Here is a 20127-nt window from a genome sequence, read left to right as displayed (position 1 = left end):
GGGGTCTTCTTGGAATTAGGCGTTAACCAGAACCGCTGAGATAAATGGCTCTTCTTCTTTACGTAATGTTAAGATTTCACAACCGTTATCAGTAACGACTAAAGTGTGTTCATACTGTGCTGACCAACCTCGGTCTTTGGTTTTGACTGTCCAACCATCTTTCATGGTACGGATGCGGTGATCGCCAGTATTAACCATAGGTTCGATGGTAAATGCCATGCCTTTTTGTAGCACCACTCCACTATCATCAGCATCATAATGTAGAACTTGTGGTTCTTCATGGAACCCTTCGCCAATACCATGGCCACAATATTCACGTACAACTGAAAAGTCTTGTTTTTCAACAAACTCTTGGATGGCCTTTCCTAGGGTGCGTAAGCGAATACCCGGTTTAACCAGACGTAGGGCTAAGTACAGGCTATCTAATGTGACTTGGCAAAGACGCTCGCCTTGGATAGTCGGTTTCCCAACAATGAACATTTTAGACGTATCACCGTGGAAACCATTTTTGATCACCGTAACATCGATATTAACGATATCACCATCTTTTAAAATTTTATCTTCACTAGGAATTCCATGACAAATGACATCATTGACGGAAATACAAACGGATTTAGGGAAACCGTGATAGTTAAGACAGGCAGGGATAGCTTGCTGCGTTTCAACGATGTGTTGATGACAGAGGCGGTCCAATTCACCAGTGCTGACGCCCGGCACAACATGTGGCGCAATCATTTCTAACACTTCCGCTGCTAGCCTACCCGCAACACGCATTTTCTGAATATCTTCTTCAGTTTTGATAATAATAGCCATGAGTTTAATCCATTCATGCCACATATATTAATGGCATGTTTAATAAAGGGGGGTGAAAATAGGTTTGGTACCTTTTTTACATCAATAACACTTATGGTAACAGCCACCGCATTTCCTGCCAACTAGCTATCGATAGGAACCGATAGATTAAGTGTTTTTTAGATAGGTGAGTAGGGCGCTGAGGCTATACGAACCTAAGTGTTTTATAGCACAAAATGCACAGTAATGATGAAGATATCTTGAACGGAGAAATAACACCGATAGAAAATAAGATTTTTACTCTACCAGCGTTTTTACCCTGCCCAAATAGCGTCTATAATTGATTAATGGGAATATCATATTTCCCGAGTGAACCGCTTTTTAATCAATCTGCTTTTTTGTCATTTCTGTTAGCGAAAAAAACAACAAAAGTTGGCTTCTAAGTTGGATTTATGGTATAAAGCGCGCCGGCAATCCATATTATTTCTTCTCACTTTTTTGTGCATCAATGAATGCTGCTCAAATGTTGTTAGTCGGATAGAAAATTGGATATGCGATAAACTTAAACTCAATTGTGTAATAACACACACAAATCGACACGTGCTCCGGGGTGCTCTTATGCGTTTAAACGCAGCCATAGAGTCGGTAGCATGGGATTTGTGGAGGCATAACCCCAATTACTTATATACAGAGGTATTAAATGGCAACTGTTTCCATGCGCGATATGTTACAAGCGGGCGTACACTTTGGTCACCAGACTCGTTACTGGAACCCAAAAATGAAACCTTTCATTTTCGGCGCTCGTAACAAAGTTCATATCATCAACCTGGAAAAGACTGTTCCAATGTTCAACGAAGCTTTGGCTGAGTTAACTAAAATTGCTTCTCGTAAAGGCAAAATTCTGTTTGTCGGTACTAAACGTGCTGCAAGCGAAGCCGTTCAAGAAGCTGCTAACAGCTGTGATCAGTATTTCGTTAACCACCGTTGGTTAGGTGGGATGCTGACTAACTGGAAAACTGTTCGTCAGTCAATCAAACGTCTGAAAGATTTAGAAGTTCAGTCGCAAGACGGTACTTTCGATAAACTGACCAAGAAAGAAGCGCTGATGCGTACTCGTGAACTTGGTAAGTTAGAAAACAGCTTAGGCGGTATCAAAGATATGGGCGGTTTACCTGACGCTCTGTTCGTTATCGATGCAGACCACGAACACATTGCTATCAAAGAAGCAAACAATCTGGGTATCCCAGTATTTGCTATCGTAGATACTAACTCTGATCCAGATGGTATCGATTTCGTTATCCCTGGTAACGATGATGCAATCCGTGCAATCAAACTGTATCTGGGCGCTGTAGCAAGCACCGTTCGTGAAGGCCGTTCACAAGATCTGGCTGTTCAAGCAGAAGAAAGCTTAGTAGAAGCTGAATAATAAGGCTTAAGTCCTTATTTATAGGTATTGCTATACAGGTACTGCTATATGTTAGAAGGGGCCTGATAAAGGCCCCTTTTATATATGAATCAGAACTATCCACGTGAGGAAGACTCTCACGGGGAATATCGAGGAATAAATCACATGTCTGGAATTACCGCTGCATTGGTAAAAGAACTGCGTGAACGTACTGGCGCAGGTATGATGGAATGTAAAAAAGCACTTGTTGAAGCTAATGGCGACATCGAATTAGCGATCGATAACATGCGTAAATCAGGTCAAGCAAAAGCGGCTAAAAAAGCAGGTCGTGTTGCAGCTGAAGGTGTTATCCTGACCGAAGTTTTCAACGATGGCAAAACAGGCGCTCTGATCGAGCTGAACTGTGAAACTGACTTCGTTGCTAAAGATGCTGGTTTCTTAGCATTTGGTAAAGAAGTTTTAGCATCTGTTGTTGCGGACAAAAATGCAGATATCGAAGCGCTGAAAGCAAAATTCGAAGAAGCTCGTACAACTTTAGTTGCTAAAATCGGTGAAAATATCAATATCCGTCGTGTTGATATTCTGGAAGGCGCACAAGTAGGTAGCTACCTGCACGGTGCTCGTATTGGTGTTTTAGTCGCTGGCGAAGGCGCAGACGAAGAATTACTAAAACACATTGCTATGCACATCGCTGCAAGCAAACCTGAATATGTGACTCCAGATGATGTACCTGCGGATGTTGTTGCTCATGAGCATCAAATCCAGTTAGACATCGCAATGCAATCTGGTAAACCACGCGAAATCGCTGAAAAAATGGTTACTGGTCGCATGAACAAATTCACTGGCGAAATCTCTTTGACTGGCCAGCCTTTCGTAATGGACCCAAGCAAATCTGTTGGTGACTTACTGAAAGAAAAAGGTGCTACTGTTTCTAACTTCATCCGTTATGAAGTTGGTGAAGGTATCGAAAAAGTTGAAACTGACTTTGCAGCAGAAGTTGCTGCAATGAGCAAGTAAGCAACTTAAGGGCCGCCGATTGGCGGCTCTGTTTTATACACGTTATATTTCAAGCTGTATTAGCCTTGTTTTACGACTGCAAACGGAGAATAACTCCGCCCTCGGAGCCGTTGACATAACAGCAACATGTAGCTCGAACTATTTAGTGTATAACTGTCGTATTCTAATTTTAAATTTAGGTACGTAGAAAACCATTATTCTACGTGTGTTACCCCAATAAATAATCTGTTAGGACAGAACACCATGGCAACCAATGCAAAACCCGTTTATCAACGTATTCTGCTTAAATTAAGTGGCGAAGCCTTACAAGGTGCAGAAGGTTTTGGTATCGATGCTAGCGTTTTAGATCGTATGGCTCAGGAAATTAAAGAACTCATAGAACTGGGTATACAGGTCGGTGTGGTTATTGGCGGTGGTAACCTGTTTCGTGGTGCTGGTTTGGCACAAGCTGGCATGAACCGTGTTGTCGGCGACCACATGGGGATGTTAGCGACAGTGATGAACGGGCTCGCTATGCGTGATGCGTTACACCGTGCATATGTGAATGCAAGGTTAATGTCTGCAATTCCACTAAACGGTGTCTGTGATAATTATAGCTGGGCAGAAGCAATCAGCTTATTACGCCACGGCCGTGTTGTTATTTTTTCTGCCGGAACAGGGAATCCATTTTTTACAACCGACTCAGCGGCATGTCTACGTGGGATTGAAATTGAAGCGGATGTGGTATTAAAAGCCACTAAAGTTGATGGTGTATATTCAGCAGATCCAGCTAAAGACCCTGAAGCAGTTCTTTATGAAACCCTGAGCTATCAAGATGTTCTGGAACGTGAACTTAAAGTGATGGACTTAGCTGCCTTCACTCTGGCGCGCGATCATAACTTACCTATTCGTGTTTTTAACATGAATAAGCCGGGCGCATTACGCCGTGCCGTAATGGGTGAAAATGAAGGTACCCTGATTTCTCACAATTAATACTCAGAGACATAACCTGAGTTTAAATGTATTATCTAACATAAATTCAGACTATTTAAGCGAGGTCGCATCGCGGCCTTTAATAACCAGTTCTTAAGGGTTGAAAACGTGATTAATGAAATCCAAAAAGATGCTCAAGACCGTATGGAAAAGAGCCTAGAAGCATTTAAAAACCAAATTAGCAAAGTCCGTACAGGCCGTGCATCTCCAAGCCTCTTAGATGGCATCACTGTTGAATATTACGGTTCAGCAACACCTCTACGTCAGTTAGCTAACGTGACGGTTGAGGACTCCCGTACATTAGCAATTTCTGTTTTTGACCGTAGCATGTCACCGGCTATTGAAAAAGCGATTATGGCTTCTGATTTAGGTTTGAACCCTTCATCAGCAGGTACAGTTATCCGTGTTCCACTTCCTCCATTAACGGAAGAACGCCGTAAAGACTTAATCAAAGTGGTTCGTGGTGAAGCAGAACAAGGCCGTATCGCAGTTCGCAACGTTCGCCGTGATGCTAACGATAAAGTCAAAGCTTTACTGAAAGATAAAGAAATTAGTGAAGATGACGAGCGCCGTTCACAGGATGAAATCCAAAAGCTGACTGATAGCTACATCAAGAAAGTTGATGAGTCATTAGCGCAAAAAGAAACGGAATTGATGGAGTTTTAATCCATCTTGATATAAAGCCACCAAAGCATACCGTAAAAAGTATGTGTTAGTGTGGCTTTGTTGTTTTCATATCTATTAAAAAATCCTTTCTAACCTCTAAGCTGATATAATCTCAGTATTGATTTAATACAGAGTAACCAATCACTATGAAACGTCTGACAATCCTAGGTTCCACAGGCTCAATTGGTACAAATACACTTTCTGTTGTTCGCCAAAACCCCGAAAAATTTCAAATTCTTGCTTTAGTCGCAGGGCAAAACGTTGCTGAAATGGCTAAACAATGCCTTGAGTTTAATCCGAAATATGTATCAATGGCGGATGAGTCTTCAGCCAAAGCATTACGGGCTATTTTGACTGAAAATAACAATAAAACGGAAGTGTTGTCAGGAAACCAAGCTGCAATTGAGCTCGCAGGGCTTGACGATGCTGACCAAGTTATGTCAGCGATTACTGGTGTGGCGGGCTTACTTCCTACTTTAGCCGCGATCAGAAAAGGCAAAAGAATATTATTAGCGAATAAAGAGTCTCTGATTACGAGTGGCCGTTTATTCTTTAATGAGATTCGTCAACACAATGCGACAGTTTTTCCTATTGATAGTGAGCATAACGCTATTTTTCAAAGCTTACCTGAAGTTATTCAGCTTAATTTAGGGTTTGCTGATCTATCTGCTTCTGGTATATCAAGTATTGTTTTAACTGGCTCAGGCGGCCCTTTTAGAGATACCCCATTATCTCATTTTGATAACGTGACACCTGATGAAGCCTGCAATCACCCGAATTGGTCGATGGGAAGAAAAATTTCAGTAGATTCGGCGACAATGATGAATAAAGGGCTAGAATATATTGAAGCTTGTTATTTCTTCAATGCGAGTGCTGAGCAGATGGAGGTCATTATTCACCCTCAGTCAGTTATCCATTCAATGGTACGGTATAAAGATGGCAGTGTGATTGCTCAATTGGGTACGCCTGATATGCGCACACCAATTTCATATAGTATGGCTTATCCTCAACGTATAATGTCTGGTGCAGAACCTCTCGATTTTGCCACTCTTTCATCATTAACGTTTGTTCAGCCAGACTATCAACGTTATCCTTGTTTGAAGTTAGCTATAGATGCTTGCCATGAAGGCCAAGCGGCAACAACTGCATTAAATGCAGCAAATGAAGTGGCCGTTGCTGCTTTCCTTAACGGTAAAATTCGTTTTACAGATATAGCAAAAATTAACCACAAAGTACTAGATGCACAAGTTTTTTCTGAACCAGTTTCTATTGATGAGGTCTTAGAAATCGATGAGCAAGCCCGCAAAAATGCGGTAAAAATAATCGCTCAGGCAGTTTAACCTCAGTATGTGATTTATTTAGTTGCTGATAGCCACATTATATCTTTAATATGTGATGTGTTTAAAAAAAGAAAGATAACATAGTATTTTGTAGCGAATTAAGGATGTGTCTTATCAGCAAACTTAATAATAGTGGTTATTATTGGGCTGTATTTTTAAAGCAGTACTCACAAGGATTAACATTTAATGAACTCTAGTGGTGAAAATCTCTCTGATTCGATGATACCTAAGCATGTCGCTATCATTATGGATGGTAATGGGCGATGGGCTAAACAGAGAGGAAAACTCAGAATTACAGGTCATAAGGCAGGTGTTGAATCTGTTCGTAATTCAGTGCGTTTTGCGGTAAAAAATAAAATTAGCTCCCTTACACTGTATGCATTTAGTAGTGAAAACTGGAGACGGCCAGAAAAAGAAGTGAGTTCTTTGATGGAATTATTTGTTTTTGCTCTCGACAATGAAGTTAAAAACCTGCATAAAAACAATGTAAAATTAAAGGTTATCGGTGATGTAAGTCGTTTTAGTGATCGTCTCAAAAAAAGAATCGATAAGGCAGAGGCACTCACGCAAAACAATACAGGTTTGAAACTGAATATTGCCGCAAATTACGGTGGCCGTTGGGATATAACCAACAGTGTGAAACAGGTATTTTCGAAAGTACAAAATGGTGAACTCTCTATTGATGATATCAATGAAGAAACCATTAATAGTGAAATTTGTATGCATGACCAAGAAAATGTCGATTTGGTTATAAGAACAGGAGGGGAGCATCGCATCAGCAACTTCCTGTTATGGCAAGTCGCTTATGCGGAATTTTATTTCACCAACGTTTTGTGGCCAGATTTTGATGAAATGGTGTTTCAGGATGCAGTTGATGCTTTTAGTAAGCGCGAGCGTCGTTATGGTGGAGCTGAATCAGATGATGAACTCGTCAAATAATAGGGGAAAGATGTGCTGAAATACCGTTTACTTACTGCAATAGTATTAATACCAATCGTTATTGCAGCTTTGTTTTTGCTTTCTCCAGCAAATTTTGGTTTTGTCGTGATTGCAGTTTGTGCATTAGGTGCTTGGGAATGGGCGCAGTTCGCAGGCTGGCATTCGCAAGTTAAACGTATAGGGCTAGCTATTGTTTTTGCAATAATATTACTTGCGGTTCAATTAGCTGTTCCTGATATAACATCATTTTCCTCTGAGCCGATGATCCTCTACGGCTTGTGGGCCGGTCTGGCATGGTGGGTTGTCGCAATTCTTTTAGTCGTGACTTATCCTGCATCGGCATCGTGGGGTAAATCGGTCATTGTCCGCTTGCTGTTCGGTGCATTAACTATTATTCCATTTTATTGCGGCATGATGGTACTTAGAACTATTGGTTATCAAAGTGATACATCCTTTGGTGCATGGTGGTTATTGTACGTTATGTTACTTGTTTGGGGAGCTGATTCAGGTGCTTATGCATTTGGCCGCACCATTGGGCGGAATAAAATGGCGCCGAAAGTTTCTCCTGGGAAAACATGGGAAGGTTTAATTGGGGGCTTGATTACCGCAGGGGTGATATCGTGGTTGTTTAGCACATTTGCACCAATCCCTGTGATGCCTGATTATTTGCTAGTGACTTCGATTATTGTTGTTGTAGTATCTGTGTTTGGTGACCTAACAGAAAGTATGTTTAAACGTCAATCAGGTATTAAAGACAGTAGCCACTTAATTCCGGGGCATGGCGGTATTCTTGACCGAATTGATAGCCTGACAGCAGCGATTCCAGTTTTTGCTGGGCTAAATTTGTTAGTTTTTAACGGTTTTGGTCTTTAGGAAGATAAATGGGATTTATTTGGAGCTTAGCGGCGTTTATTATTGCGATTGGTGTGCTGATTACAGTACATGAATTTGGGCACTTTTGGGTTGCTCGCCGTTGTGGTGTTTATGTTGAGCGTTTCTCCATTGGTTTTGGGAAAACGTTATGGCGTAAGGTAGATAAACAGGGTACTGAGTTTGTATTAGCAATGATCCCGCTAGGGGGCTATGTCAAAATGCTTGATGAGCGAGTTGGCGAAGTTTCTCCTGAGCGTCGGCACCAAGCATTTAACAATAAAACGGTTGGGCAGCGGGCTGCCATTGTTAGTGCAGGGCCAATTGCGAACTTTTTACTTGCTATTGTTGTCTACTGGGTAGTATTTATGATTGGTGTTCCTTCGGTGAAACCAATTATTGAGGATGTAAAAAGCGGTTCTATCGCCGCCATAGCAAATTTTGAACCAAAAATGGAACTAAAAGCCATTGATGGTATCGAAACACCTGATTGGAATTCAGTGCGTTTGGCATTGGTCGGTAAAATTGGTGACCGTGAATTAACGGCTCAAGTATTGCCACAGGGCTACAGTGAGCCGATTACAAAAACGGTTGATTTAACCAATTGGCAATTTGATCCAGAAAAACAAGACCCGATACTGTCTATTGGCATTATGCCAGTATCTGTGAGAATTGACCCTGTTATTCAAAAAGTCACTGAAGGTTTGGCTGGTGAACGTGCGGGTTTACAGCCGGGTGATAGAATTGTTAGTGTTAACGGGGAGGCATTGGGTCTTTGGAATCCAGTGACGCGTATTATTCGTAATAACCCTGGAATACCATTGAAACTTGAGGTAGAGCGGTCACAACATTTGATCCCTCTCACTCTAACCCCTGACAGCCAAAATGGTCAGCGTGGTGAAAAAATTGGGTTTGCGGGCGTTGAACTTTCAGTGTTACCGTTAGCGGATGAATATAAAATGGTACAGCAGTATGGGCCATTTTCTGCGTTTTACCAAGCCAGTGATAAAACGTGGCAGTTAATGAAATTAACGGTCAACATGATGGGTAAACTGGTTGTTGGGGATGTCAAACTCAATAACTTAAGCGGTCCGATATCTATCGCAAAAGGTGCGGGGGTATCAGCCGAATCAGGCTTGGTGTATTATTTGATGTTTATTGCGCTTATTAGCGTCAATTTAGGTATCATCAATCTGTTTCCACTGCCTGTTTTAGATGGGGGGCACTTGCTCTTCTTGTTAATTGAAAAAATTAAAGGAAGTCCAGTGTCTGAGCGAGTACAAGACTTTAGTTTTCGGATAGGTGCAATGGCATTGATTCTGTTAATGGGACTTGCACTTTTTAATGATTTCTCTCGCTTCTAATTTTTATAAGCTGGGGACCAGTAAGGAATACGCATAACAACGATGGCGATGAAAAAGTTGCTCATAGCGTCGCTGCTTTTCAGCAGCGCCACTGCATACAGTTCAGACGGATTCGTAGTTAAAGACATTCGTTTCGAAGGTCTACAACGCGTCGCCGTTGGTGCAGCATTATTGAACATGCCAGTTAGGGTCGGTGATTCGGTTGATAACGAAGATATCAGTCGTTCGATTCGTTCCCTATTTTCAACCGGTAACTTCGAAGATGTTAGGGTCCTGCGTGATGGAAACACGCTGATCGTTCAAGTTAAAGAGCGCCCAACTATCGCAAGTATCACTTTTACAGGTAATAAATCTGTCAAAGATGACATGCTTAAGCAGAACTTGGAAGCTTCAAATATCCGTGTTGGTGAGGCGCTTGACCGCACAACAATTGCGAATATTGAAAAAGGCTTAGAAGACTTTTACTACAGTGTAGGTAAATATAACGCGACAGTAAAAGCGGTTGTAACGCCTTTACCACGTAATCGTGTTGACCTAAAATTTGTTTTCTCTGAAGGTGTTTCTGCGCAAATTCAGCAAATTAACATTGTTGGTAATAAAAATTACACGACTGCAGAATTAGTCAATAAACTGCAATTGCGTGATGATGTACCATGGTGGAACCTTGCTGCTGACCAAAAATATCAGAAACAAAAATTGGCGGGTGACTTAGAAACACTTCGCAGTTTTTACCTTGATCGCGGTTACGCTCGTTTCAATATAGATTCAACCCAAGTTAGTCTGACACCAGACAAAAAAGGAATTTATATTACGATTAACATTACCGAAGGCGACCAGTATAAAATTTCTGGTGTTGAGGTTAATGGTAATACAGCAGAACACTTAGCTGAAATCCAAGAGCTAATCACTATCACTCCGGGTGAGCTGTATAACGGTGCGCAAGTGACACGCATGGAAAACCAAATTAAAGAAATGTTTGGTCGCTATGGCTATGCTTATCCTCGGGTTATGACTCAACCTGAAATCAATGATGAAGATAAAACAGTTAAGTTGCATCTCAACATTGATGCTGGTAACCGTTTCTATGTACGTGAAATTCGTTTCCAAGGGAATGATACCAGTAAAGATACTGTTCTGCGCCGTGAAATGCGTCAGATGGAAGGCGCTTGGCTTGGTAATGACCTTGTCGAATTAGGTAAAGAACGCCTCAATCGTACTGGTTTCTTTGAAACTGTTGATGTTGAAACTCAACGTGTACCAGGAAGCCCTGACCAAGTTGACGTTATCTACAAAGTTAAAGAACGTAATACGGGTTCTATGAACTTTGGTATCGGTTTTGGTACTGAGAGTGGTGTAAGTTTCCAAGTCGGTGTAACACAAGATAACTGGTTAGGAACGGGGAATGCGGTTGGTATTAACGCAAGTAAGAATGACTATTCAACAAACGTTGAATTCTCATTTACTGATCCTTACTTCACCGTTAACGGTGTGAGTTTAGGTGGGCGCATTTTCTATAATGATTTTAGTGCGAAAGATGCAGATCTATCAGGCTATAACAACAAAACGTATGGTTTAGATAGTTTCTTAAGTTTCCCATTCAATGAGAATAACTCTTTCCGTGTTGGTGCCGGTTATGTACATAACCGACTTTCTGATATGCGTGCACAAGCTGCGATGTGGGATTACCTTGATTCTATGGGTAAAAATCCACCAGTCACAGAAAATGGGCGTAATAAAGAAAGTTTTGATGCAGATGACTTCACGCTTAACTTAGGTTGGACTTACAACTCGTTAAACCGCGGTTTCTTCCCGACATCAGGTAATAAAACTAACTTGTCTGCTAAAGTGACTATTCCTGGTTCTGATAACGAATACTATAAACTGCGTTTTGATACAGCACAGTATTACCCATTGGATGAAGACGAATCGTGGGTGGTTCTTGGCCGTGCACAAGCGGGTTATGGGGATGGTATCGGTAGTAAGCAAATGCCATTCTATGAAAACTTCTATGCGGGTGGTTCTAGCACCATTCGTGGTTTCCGCTCGAACAATATCGGTCCGAAAGCGGTTTACCTGAAGAAAATTAATGGTAAAGATCAACCTGAACCTGGAAGTCCATCAAGTGATGCGGTCGGTGGTAATGCTATGTACGCAGCATCATTTGAGTTAATTACCCCTACACCATTTATTGACGAGAAATATTCGAATTCTGTTCGTACTTCTTTGTTTGTCGATGCTGGTACGGTATGGGACACAAATTGGAACAGTATTCCCGCTGCTTGGCGTGCAGGTATGCCTGACTATGGTAAAGCAAGTAATGTCCGTGCTTCTGCGGGTATTGCTTTACAATGGATGTCTCCTCTTGGGCCATTGGTATTCTCTTATGCGCAGCCAATTAAGGACTACGAAGGGGATAAATCAGAACAGTTCCAATTTAATATTGGTAGAACGTGGTAATCTACTCTAGTTTCTATCTATGAAGGCTCCCATAATTTTGTGGGAGCAACCAAAATTTCCAGCCATACATATGGGTTAAGGAGTTTAGTGTGAAAAAATTGTTGTGTGCAGCGGGTGTTAGTATTGCTTTAGCAATGTCTGCGGGTGCTTATGCTGAGAAAATCGCTATTGTAAATGTTGGTGAAATTTTCCAAAAAATGCCTGCACGTGAAGCCGTTGCTAAACAGCTTGAGAGTGAGTTCAAAAGTCGCGCAACTGAGTTACAAAATCTAGAGAAAGATTTACAAGCTCGAGTTGATAAATTGCGCCGTGATGGTGCAACTATGAAGAAAACTGAACGTGAAAAACTTGAAGCAGAACTCATGACTAAACGTGACCAGTTCGCTGAAAAAGCTCAAAAATTTGAAGAAGACAACCGTCGTCGTCAAGGTGAAGAGCGTACTAAAATTTTAACACGTATTCAGGATTCTATTAAATCTGTAGCTGCTAAAGAAGGCTATGATGTTGTTATCGATGCAAATGCAGTTGCTTATGCAAAAGATAGCGTAGACATCACCAGTCAGGTTCAAAAACAGGTTAAATAATAGATGTCTTCAATTCGATTGGCTGACCTTGCTCAGCAGTTGAATGCGCAACTACATGGTGATGGCGATATTGTCATCACCAGTATTGCTCCAATGCATTCAGCGAATAATCAACAGATTACTTTTCTATCTGATAGCCGTTATAGTGATAAATTGGCTGATTGCCAAGCTGCAGCGGTTGTTCTCACAGCAAAAGATCTTGCAGCCTGTAAAGTCGCAGCATTGGTTGTGGATAACCCATACCTTGCTTATGCGCACATGGCTCAAATTATGGATACAACTCCGAGCCCAGCTGAAAATATCCATCCCTCCGCAGTGATTGCAGAAGACGCAAAACTCGGTGAGAATGTGGCAATAGGTGCAAATGCCGTTATCGAAAGTGGTGTAACCCTAGGCGATAACGTGGTGATTGGCGCAGGTTGCTTTGTGGGTAAAAACACACGTATAGGTGCAGAGACCCGCTTGTGGGCAAATGTGAGTGTGTACCACAATATTGAAATTGGCGAGCAATGCTTGGTTCAATCCGGAACAGTGATTGGTTCCGATGGGTTCGGCTATGCAAATGATCGTGGTAATTGGGTCAAAATCCCCCAATTAGGCACCGTAATTATTGGTTCACGAGTAGAAATCGGCGCAAATACAACGATTGATCGTGGTGCATTGGATAACACAATAATTGGCAATGGGGTTATCATCGATAATCAGTGTCAAATTGCACACAATGTCATTATTGGTGATAATACAGCAGTTGCTGGTGGTGTCATCATGGCGGGCAGTTTAAAAATTGGCCGTTATTGTATGATTGGTGGTGCCAGTGTAATCAATGGCCATATGGAAATTTGCGATAAGGTAACGGTAACGGGAATGGGTATGGTCATGAGACCAATCACTGAGCCGGGAGTTTACTCTTCAGGTATTCCTTTACAGCCTAATAAAGCTTGGCGTAAAACAGCTGCTTTAGTCTTAAATATCAATGAGATGAATAAGCGACTGAAACATGTTGAGCGTGAATTAGATAGCCAAAATCAAAAAAATCAGTAATCATTTTGTAATTCAGGCTAAAATAGTCATCTGAGTTACGTTTTCCGGCCTGCCAGTTAACCTAATTTATGGTTAAAGCGGGCCGATTCATTAATTAAACCGTATTAATAGACAGGAAGAGTATTTCGATGAGTGATAATCATACTCTGAATATAGAAGAAATTTTAGAACTGCTTCCGCACCGTTATCCATTTCTTTTGGTTGACCGTGTATTAGATTTCGAAGAAGGCAAATCTTTGCGCGCAGTAAAAAATGTCTCATTTAATGAGCCATTTTTCCAAGGCCATTTTCCAGGCAAACCTATTTTTCCTGGCGTGTTAATTTTAGAAGCAATGGCTCAAGCCACAGGTATTCTTGCGTTTAAAAGCGCCGGTAAATTAGAACCTGGTGAACTGTACTATTTTGCTGCGATTGATAATGCACGTTTTAAACGTCCGGTTCTACCTGGAGACCAAATGGTCTTAGAGGTTGAATTCATTAAAGAACGTCGTGGTGTAGCACGTTTTAAAGGTGTTGCAAAAGTTGATGGAGAAGTGGCCTGCGAAGCAGAAATGATGTGCGCCCGTCGTCGTGAGGTCTGATATGATTGACAAAACAGCCTATGTCCATCCCTCATCTATTGTAGAAGATGGGGCTAGTATTGGAGCCAATGTTAGAATTGGCCCTTTTTGTTATATTGGCGCGAATGTTGAAATTGGCGAAGGTACAGAGCTGAAATCCCACGTTGTGGTCAATGGCCATACAAAGATCGGCTGTGATAATGTCATTTTTCAATTCGCATCAATTGGCGAAATAAACCAAGACCTTAAATACCAAGGTGAACCAACACGTGTTGAAATTGGTGATAGAAACCGTATTAGAGAAAGCGTAACTATTCACCGAGGCACTGTCCAAGACGTAGGGCTGACCAAAATCGGTGATGATAACCTGTTAATGGTTAACGTCCATGTTGCTCATGATTGCCTGATTGGCAATCGATGCATCATTGCCAATAATGGGACATTAGGTGGTCATGTTACATTAGGTGATTACGCCATAATTGGTGGGATGACAGCTGTACATCAGTTTTGTAAAATTGGTGCACATGTTATGGTCGGTGGCTGCTCTGGTGTTGCACAAGATGTTCCTCCTTATGTTATTGCGCAAGGGAATCATGCGACCCCATTTGGTTTAAACCTTGAGGGTTTAAAACGTCGCGGTTTTGAAAAAGACTCGTTGCATGCAATTCGTAATGCATACAAAACGTTATATCGTTCAGGGAAATCGTTAGAGGAAGCTCGTGAAGAAATCGCGGAAGCTGCAAAGCTTAATGAGTACGTTAAAGTATTCAGCGATTTCTTGGAAGATTCTGCGCAATCTAAACGTGGTATTATCCGTTAATCCCTACTTTGGGGTTAACGAGCTTAGGCCTTTATTAAGGAGCGAATTTCGGTGAATAGCAACCGTCCACTTACTATTGGCCTTGTTGCCGGAGAAACTTCTGGTGATATTCTTGGCGCTGGCCTTATACGAGCGCTTAAAGAGCAAGTCCCTAATGCACGTTTTGTCGGTGTTGCAGGGCCGCTTATGCAAGCTGAAGGTTGTGAAGCTTGGTATGAAATGGAAGAGCTTGCTGTGATGGGCGTGGTTGAAGTCCTTGGTCGTTTACCTCGCTTATTATCCATTCGTAAAGATTTAACTCAGCGTTTTACTCAGTTGCAACCTGACGTTTTTGTTGGTATTGATGCGCCTGATTTTAATATCACCTTAGAAGGTCGTTTAAAGTCAAAAGGGATCAAAACGATCCATTACGTAAGCCCGTCGGTTTGGGCATGGCGCCAAAAACGGGTATTTAAAATCGGTCGTTCCACTGATTTAGTATTAGCATTTTTACCATTTGAAAAAGCGTTTTACGATCGTTTCAATGTCCCTTGTCGCTTTATCGGTCATACAATGGCAGATGCAATCCCATTACATCCAGATAAGCACGCAGCTAGAGTTCGTCTAAATATCCCTGAAAGTGTAAAATGTTTAGCATTATTGCCGGGGAGTCGCCATTCAGAAGTGGAAATGCTCAGCGCAGACTTTCTCAATACAGCTAAAATTTTACAGCAGCGGTTTCCTGACTTGCATGTGGTCGTTCCGTTGGTGAATGAAAAACGCCGTCAGCAATTTGATGCTATCAAGCAAAGTACTGCGCCTGAATTACAGGTTCATATTCTTGATGGTCAAGCACGCGATGCAATGATAGCTGCAGATGCAACTTTATTAGCCTCTGGCACTGCTGCGCTTGAATGTATGCTGACAAAATGCCCAATGGTTGTGGGTTATCGTATGAAACCTTTTACTTTTTGGTTAGCAAAACGCTTAGTAAAAACACCCTATGTTTCTTTGCCTAACTTACTGGCCGAAAAAGAGATAGTAAAAGAATTACTACAAGAAGAGTGTCAACCTGAACAATTAGCACAACAGCTTATTCCATTATTAGATGGCGGAGAGCAGGTTGATAGCTTGAAACAAACCTTTTTGCAATTGCATCAACGTATTCGTTGTGATGCAGATAAACAAGCTGCTGAGGCAGTACTAGATTTGGTTAAAAATTAATGGAATTTATCTATCCAAAAGCCAATTTGATTGCTGGTGTGGATGAAGTAGGTCGTGGTCCATTAGTCGGGGCTGTGGTAACTGCTGCCGTGATCCTCGATCCTAACAATCCAATTATTGGTCTCGCTGATTCAAAAAAACTCACGGAAAGAAAACGTGAAAAACTATTTGATGAAATCCAGGAAAAAGCGTTGTGTTGGTGCATTGGTCGTGCAGAACCTGAAGAAATTGATAAAATAAATATTCTGCATGCAACTATGTTAGCCATGCAACGTGCAGTCGCAGGGTTAGCAATTGTTCCTGAGTTTGTTTTGATCGATGGCAATCGTTGCCCTGAATTACCGATGCCAGCACAGGCGGTTATCAAAGGGGATAGCCTTGTACAGGAAATTAGTGCCGCCTCTATATTGGCGAAGGTTATTAGAGATCGCGAAATGGTCGAACTAGATAAAACCTTCCCTGAATATGGCTTTGCTAAGCACAAAGGTTATCCTACGGCTTACCATTTAGAAAAATTAGCGCAATATGGCGCAACCGAATTCCATCGCAAAAGCTTTGCTCCAGTGAGACGAGCTTTAGATATAACACAGTAGGTAGAAATTCGATGGCATCTCCTCGTTTTATTCATTTGCGTGTCCATAGTGACTATTCCATGATTGATGGGTTAGCTAAAACGGGTCCATTAGTTAAAAAAGTGGCCGCTATGGGAATGCCCGCATTTGCAATCACAGACTTTACTAACCTTTGTGGGTTAGTTAGGTTCTATGGGGCTGCCCATAGTGCAGGGATTAAGCCAATTATTGGTGCAGATTTTTATGTTGAAAGTGAATTATTAGGCGATGAAATTTCACATTTAACTATTTTAGCGCGTAATAATGAAGGCTATCAGAACCTAACCTTGCTGATTTCTGAAGCCTATCAAAAAGGTTATGGGGCAATAGGCCCAACAATCCACCGTGATTGGTTAGCAAAACATAAAGAAGGCCTGATTTTACTTTCAGGTGGGCGCAAAGGAGATGTCGGTCAATTTCTTTTAAGAGGTAATCAGGCGCTTGTCGATGAATGTCTTGAATTTTATGAAACCCATTTCCCAGACAGTTATTATTTAGAGTTAATAAGAACTGGTCGACCGGATGAAGAAAGCTACTTACACGCAGCCGTTGAGCTAGCCACTAAAAAAGGCTTACCTGTTGTTGCTACCAATGACGTTTGTTTTATTGAAAGTAGTGATTTCGATGCTCACGAGATCCGAGTTGCCATCCATGATGGGTTTACACTTGTCGACCCTAAAAGGCCTAAAAATTATAGCCCTCAGCAATATTTACGTTCTGAAGAAGAGATGTGTGAGCTATTTGCTGACATCCCTGAAGCGTTAGAAAACAGTGTAGAGATTGCTAAGCGTTGTAACGTGACCATCCGTCTTGGTGAATATTTCTTACCACAATTCCCTACTGGGGATATGAAAACGGAAGATTTTCTGGTTTTACGCTCAAAAGAAGGGCTTGAAGAGCGCTTAGAATTTCTCTTTCCAGATGAAAAAGTTAGGGCAGAAAAGAGGCCCGAGTATGATGAGCGTTTAGATATTGAGCTAAACGTTATTAACCAAATGGGGTTTCCCGGTTACTTCTTGATCGTAATGGAATTTATCCAGTGGTCAAAAGATAATGGTGTCCCTGTAGGGCCGGGCAGGGGGTCAGGCGCGGGCTCACTTGTCGCTTATGCTTTAAAAATTACTGATCTTGACCCTTTGGAATTTGACTTACTGTTTGAGCGGTTTCTTAACCCTGAACGTGTTTCGATGCCAGACTTTGACGTCGATTTCTGTATGGAAAAACGTGACCAAGTGATTGAACACGTTGCTCATATGTATGGGCGCGATGCTGTTTCGCAAATCATCACTTTCGGTACGATGGCTGCAAAAGCGGTTATCCGAGATGTAGGGCGCGTGCTTGGTCACCCTTATGGTTTTGTTGACAGAATTTCGAAATTAGTGCCACCTGATCCAGGTATGACATTGGAAAAAGCTTTTGAAGCTGAACCCCAATTGCCAGAAATATACGAAGCTGATGAAGAAGTTAAAGCGCTTATTGATATGGCGCGTAAGCTTGAAGGTGTGACCCGAAACGCAGGGAAACATGCGGGTGGTGTCGTTATTGCCCCCACGAAAATTACTGATTTTGCGCCGCTGTATTGTGATGCAGAAGGAAATAACCCTGTTACTCAATTCGATAAAAACGATGTTGAATACGCAGGGTTAGTGAAGTTTGACTTCCTTGGTTTACGCACACTGACAATCATCAACTGGGCGTTGGAAATGATCAACGCACGTCGAGCCAAGAAAAATTTAGATCCGATTGATATCGCAGCGATCCCATTGCATGATCAAAAAAGCTTCGATATGTTACAACGCTCAGAAACCACGGCGGTATTCCAGTTAGAATCCCGTGGAATGAAAGATTTGATCAAGCGGTTACGTCCAGACTGTTTTGAGGATATGATCGCCTTAGTTGCTCTTTTTCGTCCCGGCCCTTTGCAATCAGGGATGGTAGATAACTTTATTGACCGTAAGCATGGTCGCGAAGAAATTTCTTACCCTGATGTACAGTGGCAACATGAGTCATTAAAACCTGTTCTAGAACCAACTTATGGCATTATTCTGTACCAAGAACAGGTTATGCAGATTGCGCAAGTTTTGGCTGGTTACACACTTGGCGGTGCAGATATGCTGCGTCGAGCTATGGGGAAAAAGAAACCAGAAGAGATGGCCAAGCAACGGTCCATTTTTGAAGAAGGCGCAATCAAAAATGGTGTTGACGGCGAGCTATCAATGAAAATCTTTGACTTGGTAGAGAAATTTGCCGGTTATGGGTTTAATAAATCTCACTCAGCTGCATATGCATTAGTTTCATATCAAACTTTATGGTTAAAAGCCCATTATCCAGCCGAATTTATGGCTGCAGTAATGACCGCTGATATGGATAATACAGAAAAAGTGGTTGGTTTAGTTGACGAATGTTGGCGAATGGGATTAAAAGTATTGCCACCGGATATCAATAGTGGGCTTTATCATTTCCATGTCAATGACGAGGGTGAGATAGTTTACGGTATTGGCGCGATTAAAGGGGTTGGTGAAGGCCCGATTGAGGCGATTGTTGAAGCTCGTCAACAAGGTGGCTTCTTTAAAGAAATTTTTGATCTCTGTGCCCGTGTTGATATAAAAAAAATTAACCGACGGGTGATGGAAAAACTGATTATGGCGGGGGCCTTTGACCGATTAGGCCCTCATCGTGCGGCATTAATGTCTTCATTAGAAGATGCATTAAAAGCTGCCGATCAACATGCGAAAGCAGAAGCTATTGGCCAAGCTGATATGTTTGGCGTATTAGCGGATGCGCCAGAACAGGTGGAAAGTTCTTACGCTAGCGTACCGAAATGGCCCGAGCAAGTGGTTTTGGATGGTGAAAGGGAAACGCTTGGTTTATATTTAACAGGGCATCCAATAACACGATACTTGAGCGAAATAGAACGCTATACTAACGGTCTTAGATTAAAAGATGTGAACCCAACCCCTCGTGGTCAAGTGACAACTGTGGTAGGTTTAGTACTTTCAGCTAAAGTGATTACAACCAAGCGTGGTAATAGAATAGGTATTTGTACGCTTGATGATCGTTCCGGTCGTCTGGATATTATGCTATTTTCAGATGCACTCGATAAGTACCAGCACCTGCTGGAAAAAGACAATATCCTGATAGCCACCGGTCAGGTCAGCTTTGATGATTTCAATGGTGGTAATAAAATGACAGTGCGTGAGTTAATGGATATTGGTGAAGCAAGGGAAAAATATGCACGAGGGCTTGCAATTTCACTGTCAGACAAACAAATTAACGATCAATTACTGAATCGGCTTCGTAGTACTCTTGAACCTCACCGTTCAGGAACGATCCCGGTTCATTTGTATTACCAGAAGGATGATGCCAGAGCTAAGCTTAAATTTGGTGTTGTTTGGCGTGTGACACCCGTAGATCCCCTTCTGAACGATCTTCGAACTCTGCTGGGTAGTGAGCAGGTAGAATTAGAATTTGACTAAAATAGGAATA

At 41.8% G+C, this 20127-nt stretch carries 17 protein-coding genes; 16 read left to right on the top strand and 1 reads right to left on the bottom strand.

Annotated elements, in window-relative coordinates; genetic code table 11:
* Nucleotides 1-15 precede the first annotated feature (15 nt).
* Entirely contained in the window at nucleotides 16-813 is a 798-nt protein-coding gene (gene map, locus ACIPUA_RS21225; protein WP_042848988.1) for a type I methionyl aminopeptidase, read from the bottom strand.
* A 679-nt stretch (nucleotides 814-1492) separates the two neighbouring features.
* Between map and rpsB the strand changes: the two genes are divergently transcribed.
* The 16 genes from rpsB (at nucleotide 1493) to dnaE (ending at nucleotide 20117) form a co-directional block, all read left to right on the top strand.
* Nucleotides 1493-2218 (top strand): 30S ribosomal protein S2, encoded by a 726-nt coding sequence (gene rpsB / locus ACIPUA_RS21220; protein WP_004257504.1) that lies wholly within the window; start codon nucleotides 1493-1495, stop codon nucleotides 2216-2218.
* Between the two features lie 144 nt (nucleotides 2219-2362).
* Complete coding sequence (gene tsf, locus ACIPUA_RS21215) at nucleotides 2363-3214, top strand: translation elongation factor Ts (RefSeq protein ID WP_042848987.1); 852 nt, start codon at nucleotides 2363-2365, stop codon at nucleotides 3212-3214.
* Between the two features lie 243 nt (nucleotides 3215-3457).
* Complete coding sequence (pyrH, locus tag ACIPUA_RS21210; RefSeq protein WP_042848986.1) at nucleotides 3458-4186, top strand: UMP kinase; 729 nt, start codon at nucleotides 3458-3460, stop codon at nucleotides 4184-4186.
* Between the two features lie 108 nt (nucleotides 4187-4294).
* Nucleotides 4295-4852 carry a ribosome recycling factor gene (frr, locus tag ACIPUA_RS21205; RefSeq protein ID WP_042848985.1) on the top strand — a complete coding sequence of 186 codons (558 nt, stop codon included), beginning with the start codon at nucleotides 4295-4297 and terminating at the stop codon, nucleotides 4850-4852.
* Nucleotides 4853-4998: 146 nt separating this feature from the next.
* Nucleotides 4999-6192, top strand: coding sequence for a 1-deoxy-D-xylulose-5-phosphate reductoisomerase (ispC, locus tag ACIPUA_RS21200; RefSeq protein WP_042848984.1), 1194 nt, complete (start codon nucleotides 4999-5001; stop codon nucleotides 6190-6192).
* 186 nt (nucleotides 6193-6378) lie between these two features.
* The gene (gene uppS / locus ACIPUA_RS21195; RefSeq protein ID WP_042848983.1) at nucleotides 6379-7131 is read left to right on the top strand and encodes a polyprenyl diphosphate synthase; all 753 of its coding nucleotides are present in this window, start codon (nucleotides 6379-6381) and stop codon (nucleotides 7129-7131) included.
* A 12-nt stretch (nucleotides 7132-7143) separates the two neighbouring features.
* Nucleotides 7144-8004, top strand: coding sequence for a phosphatidate cytidylyltransferase (gene cdsA / locus ACIPUA_RS21190; RefSeq protein WP_042848982.1), 861 nt, complete (start codon nucleotides 7144-7146; stop codon nucleotides 8002-8004).
* Between the two features lie 8 nt (nucleotides 8005-8012).
* Nucleotides 8013-9365 carry a sigma E protease regulator RseP gene (gene rseP / locus ACIPUA_RS21185; RefSeq protein WP_042848981.1) on the top strand — a complete coding sequence of 451 codons (1353 nt, stop codon included), beginning with the start codon at nucleotides 8013-8015 and terminating at the stop codon, nucleotides 9363-9365.
* 42 nt (nucleotides 9366-9407) lie between these two features.
* Nucleotides 9408-11822: an outer membrane protein assembly factor BamA gene (bamA, locus tag ACIPUA_RS21180; RefSeq protein WP_042848980.1), complete on the top strand. Its 2415-nt coding sequence runs from the start codon at nucleotides 9408-9410 to the stop codon at nucleotides 11820-11822.
* A gap of 89 nt (nucleotides 11823-11911) precedes the next feature.
* Nucleotides 11912-12406 (top strand): molecular chaperone Skp, encoded by a 495-nt coding sequence (gene skp, locus ACIPUA_RS21175; protein ID WP_042848979.1) that lies wholly within the window; start codon nucleotides 11912-11914, stop codon nucleotides 12404-12406.
* 3 nt (nucleotides 12407-12409) lie between these two features.
* Entirely contained in the window at nucleotides 12410-13447 is a 1038-nt protein-coding gene (gene lpxD / locus ACIPUA_RS21170; RefSeq protein WP_272692587.1) for a UDP-3-O-(3-hydroxymyristoyl)glucosamine N-acyltransferase, read from the top strand.
* Nucleotides 13448-13575: 128 nt separating this feature from the next.
* Nucleotides 13576-14028 carry a 3-hydroxyacyl-ACP dehydratase FabZ gene (fabZ, locus tag ACIPUA_RS21165; RefSeq protein WP_042848977.1) on the top strand — a complete coding sequence of 151 codons (453 nt, stop codon included), beginning with the start codon at nucleotides 13576-13578 and terminating at the stop codon, nucleotides 14026-14028.
* A 1-nt stretch (nucleotide 14029) separates the two neighbouring features.
* Complete coding sequence (lpxA, locus tag ACIPUA_RS21160; RefSeq protein WP_042848976.1) at nucleotides 14030-14827, top strand: acyl-ACP--UDP-N-acetylglucosamine O-acyltransferase; 798 nt, start codon at nucleotides 14030-14032, stop codon at nucleotides 14825-14827.
* A gap of 45 nt (nucleotides 14828-14872) precedes the next feature.
* Nucleotides 14873-16030, top strand: a complete 1158-nt coding sequence (gene lpxB, locus ACIPUA_RS21155) for a lipid-A-disaccharide synthase (protein ID WP_042848975.1) — start codon at nucleotides 14873-14875, stop codon at nucleotides 16028-16030.
* Entirely contained in the window at nucleotides 16030-16623 is a 594-nt protein-coding gene (gene rnhB, locus ACIPUA_RS21150) for a ribonuclease HII (protein ID WP_449060111.1), read from the top strand. The genes lpxB and rnhB overlap by 1 nt, the downstream gene beginning before the upstream one ends.
* Nucleotides 16624-16634: 11 nt before the next feature.
* Nucleotides 16635-20117 carry a DNA polymerase III subunit alpha gene (dnaE, locus tag ACIPUA_RS21145; protein WP_042848973.1) on the top strand — a complete coding sequence of 1161 codons (3483 nt, stop codon included), beginning with the start codon at nucleotides 16635-16637 and terminating at the stop codon, nucleotides 20115-20117.
* Nucleotides 20118-20127 lie beyond the last annotated feature (10 nt).

The organism is Providencia sp. AGC89, assembly GCF_053543535.1.
The sequence above is the reverse complement of the archived record's forward strand: the minus strand, read 5'-3'. Positions and strand labels throughout refer to the sequence as shown.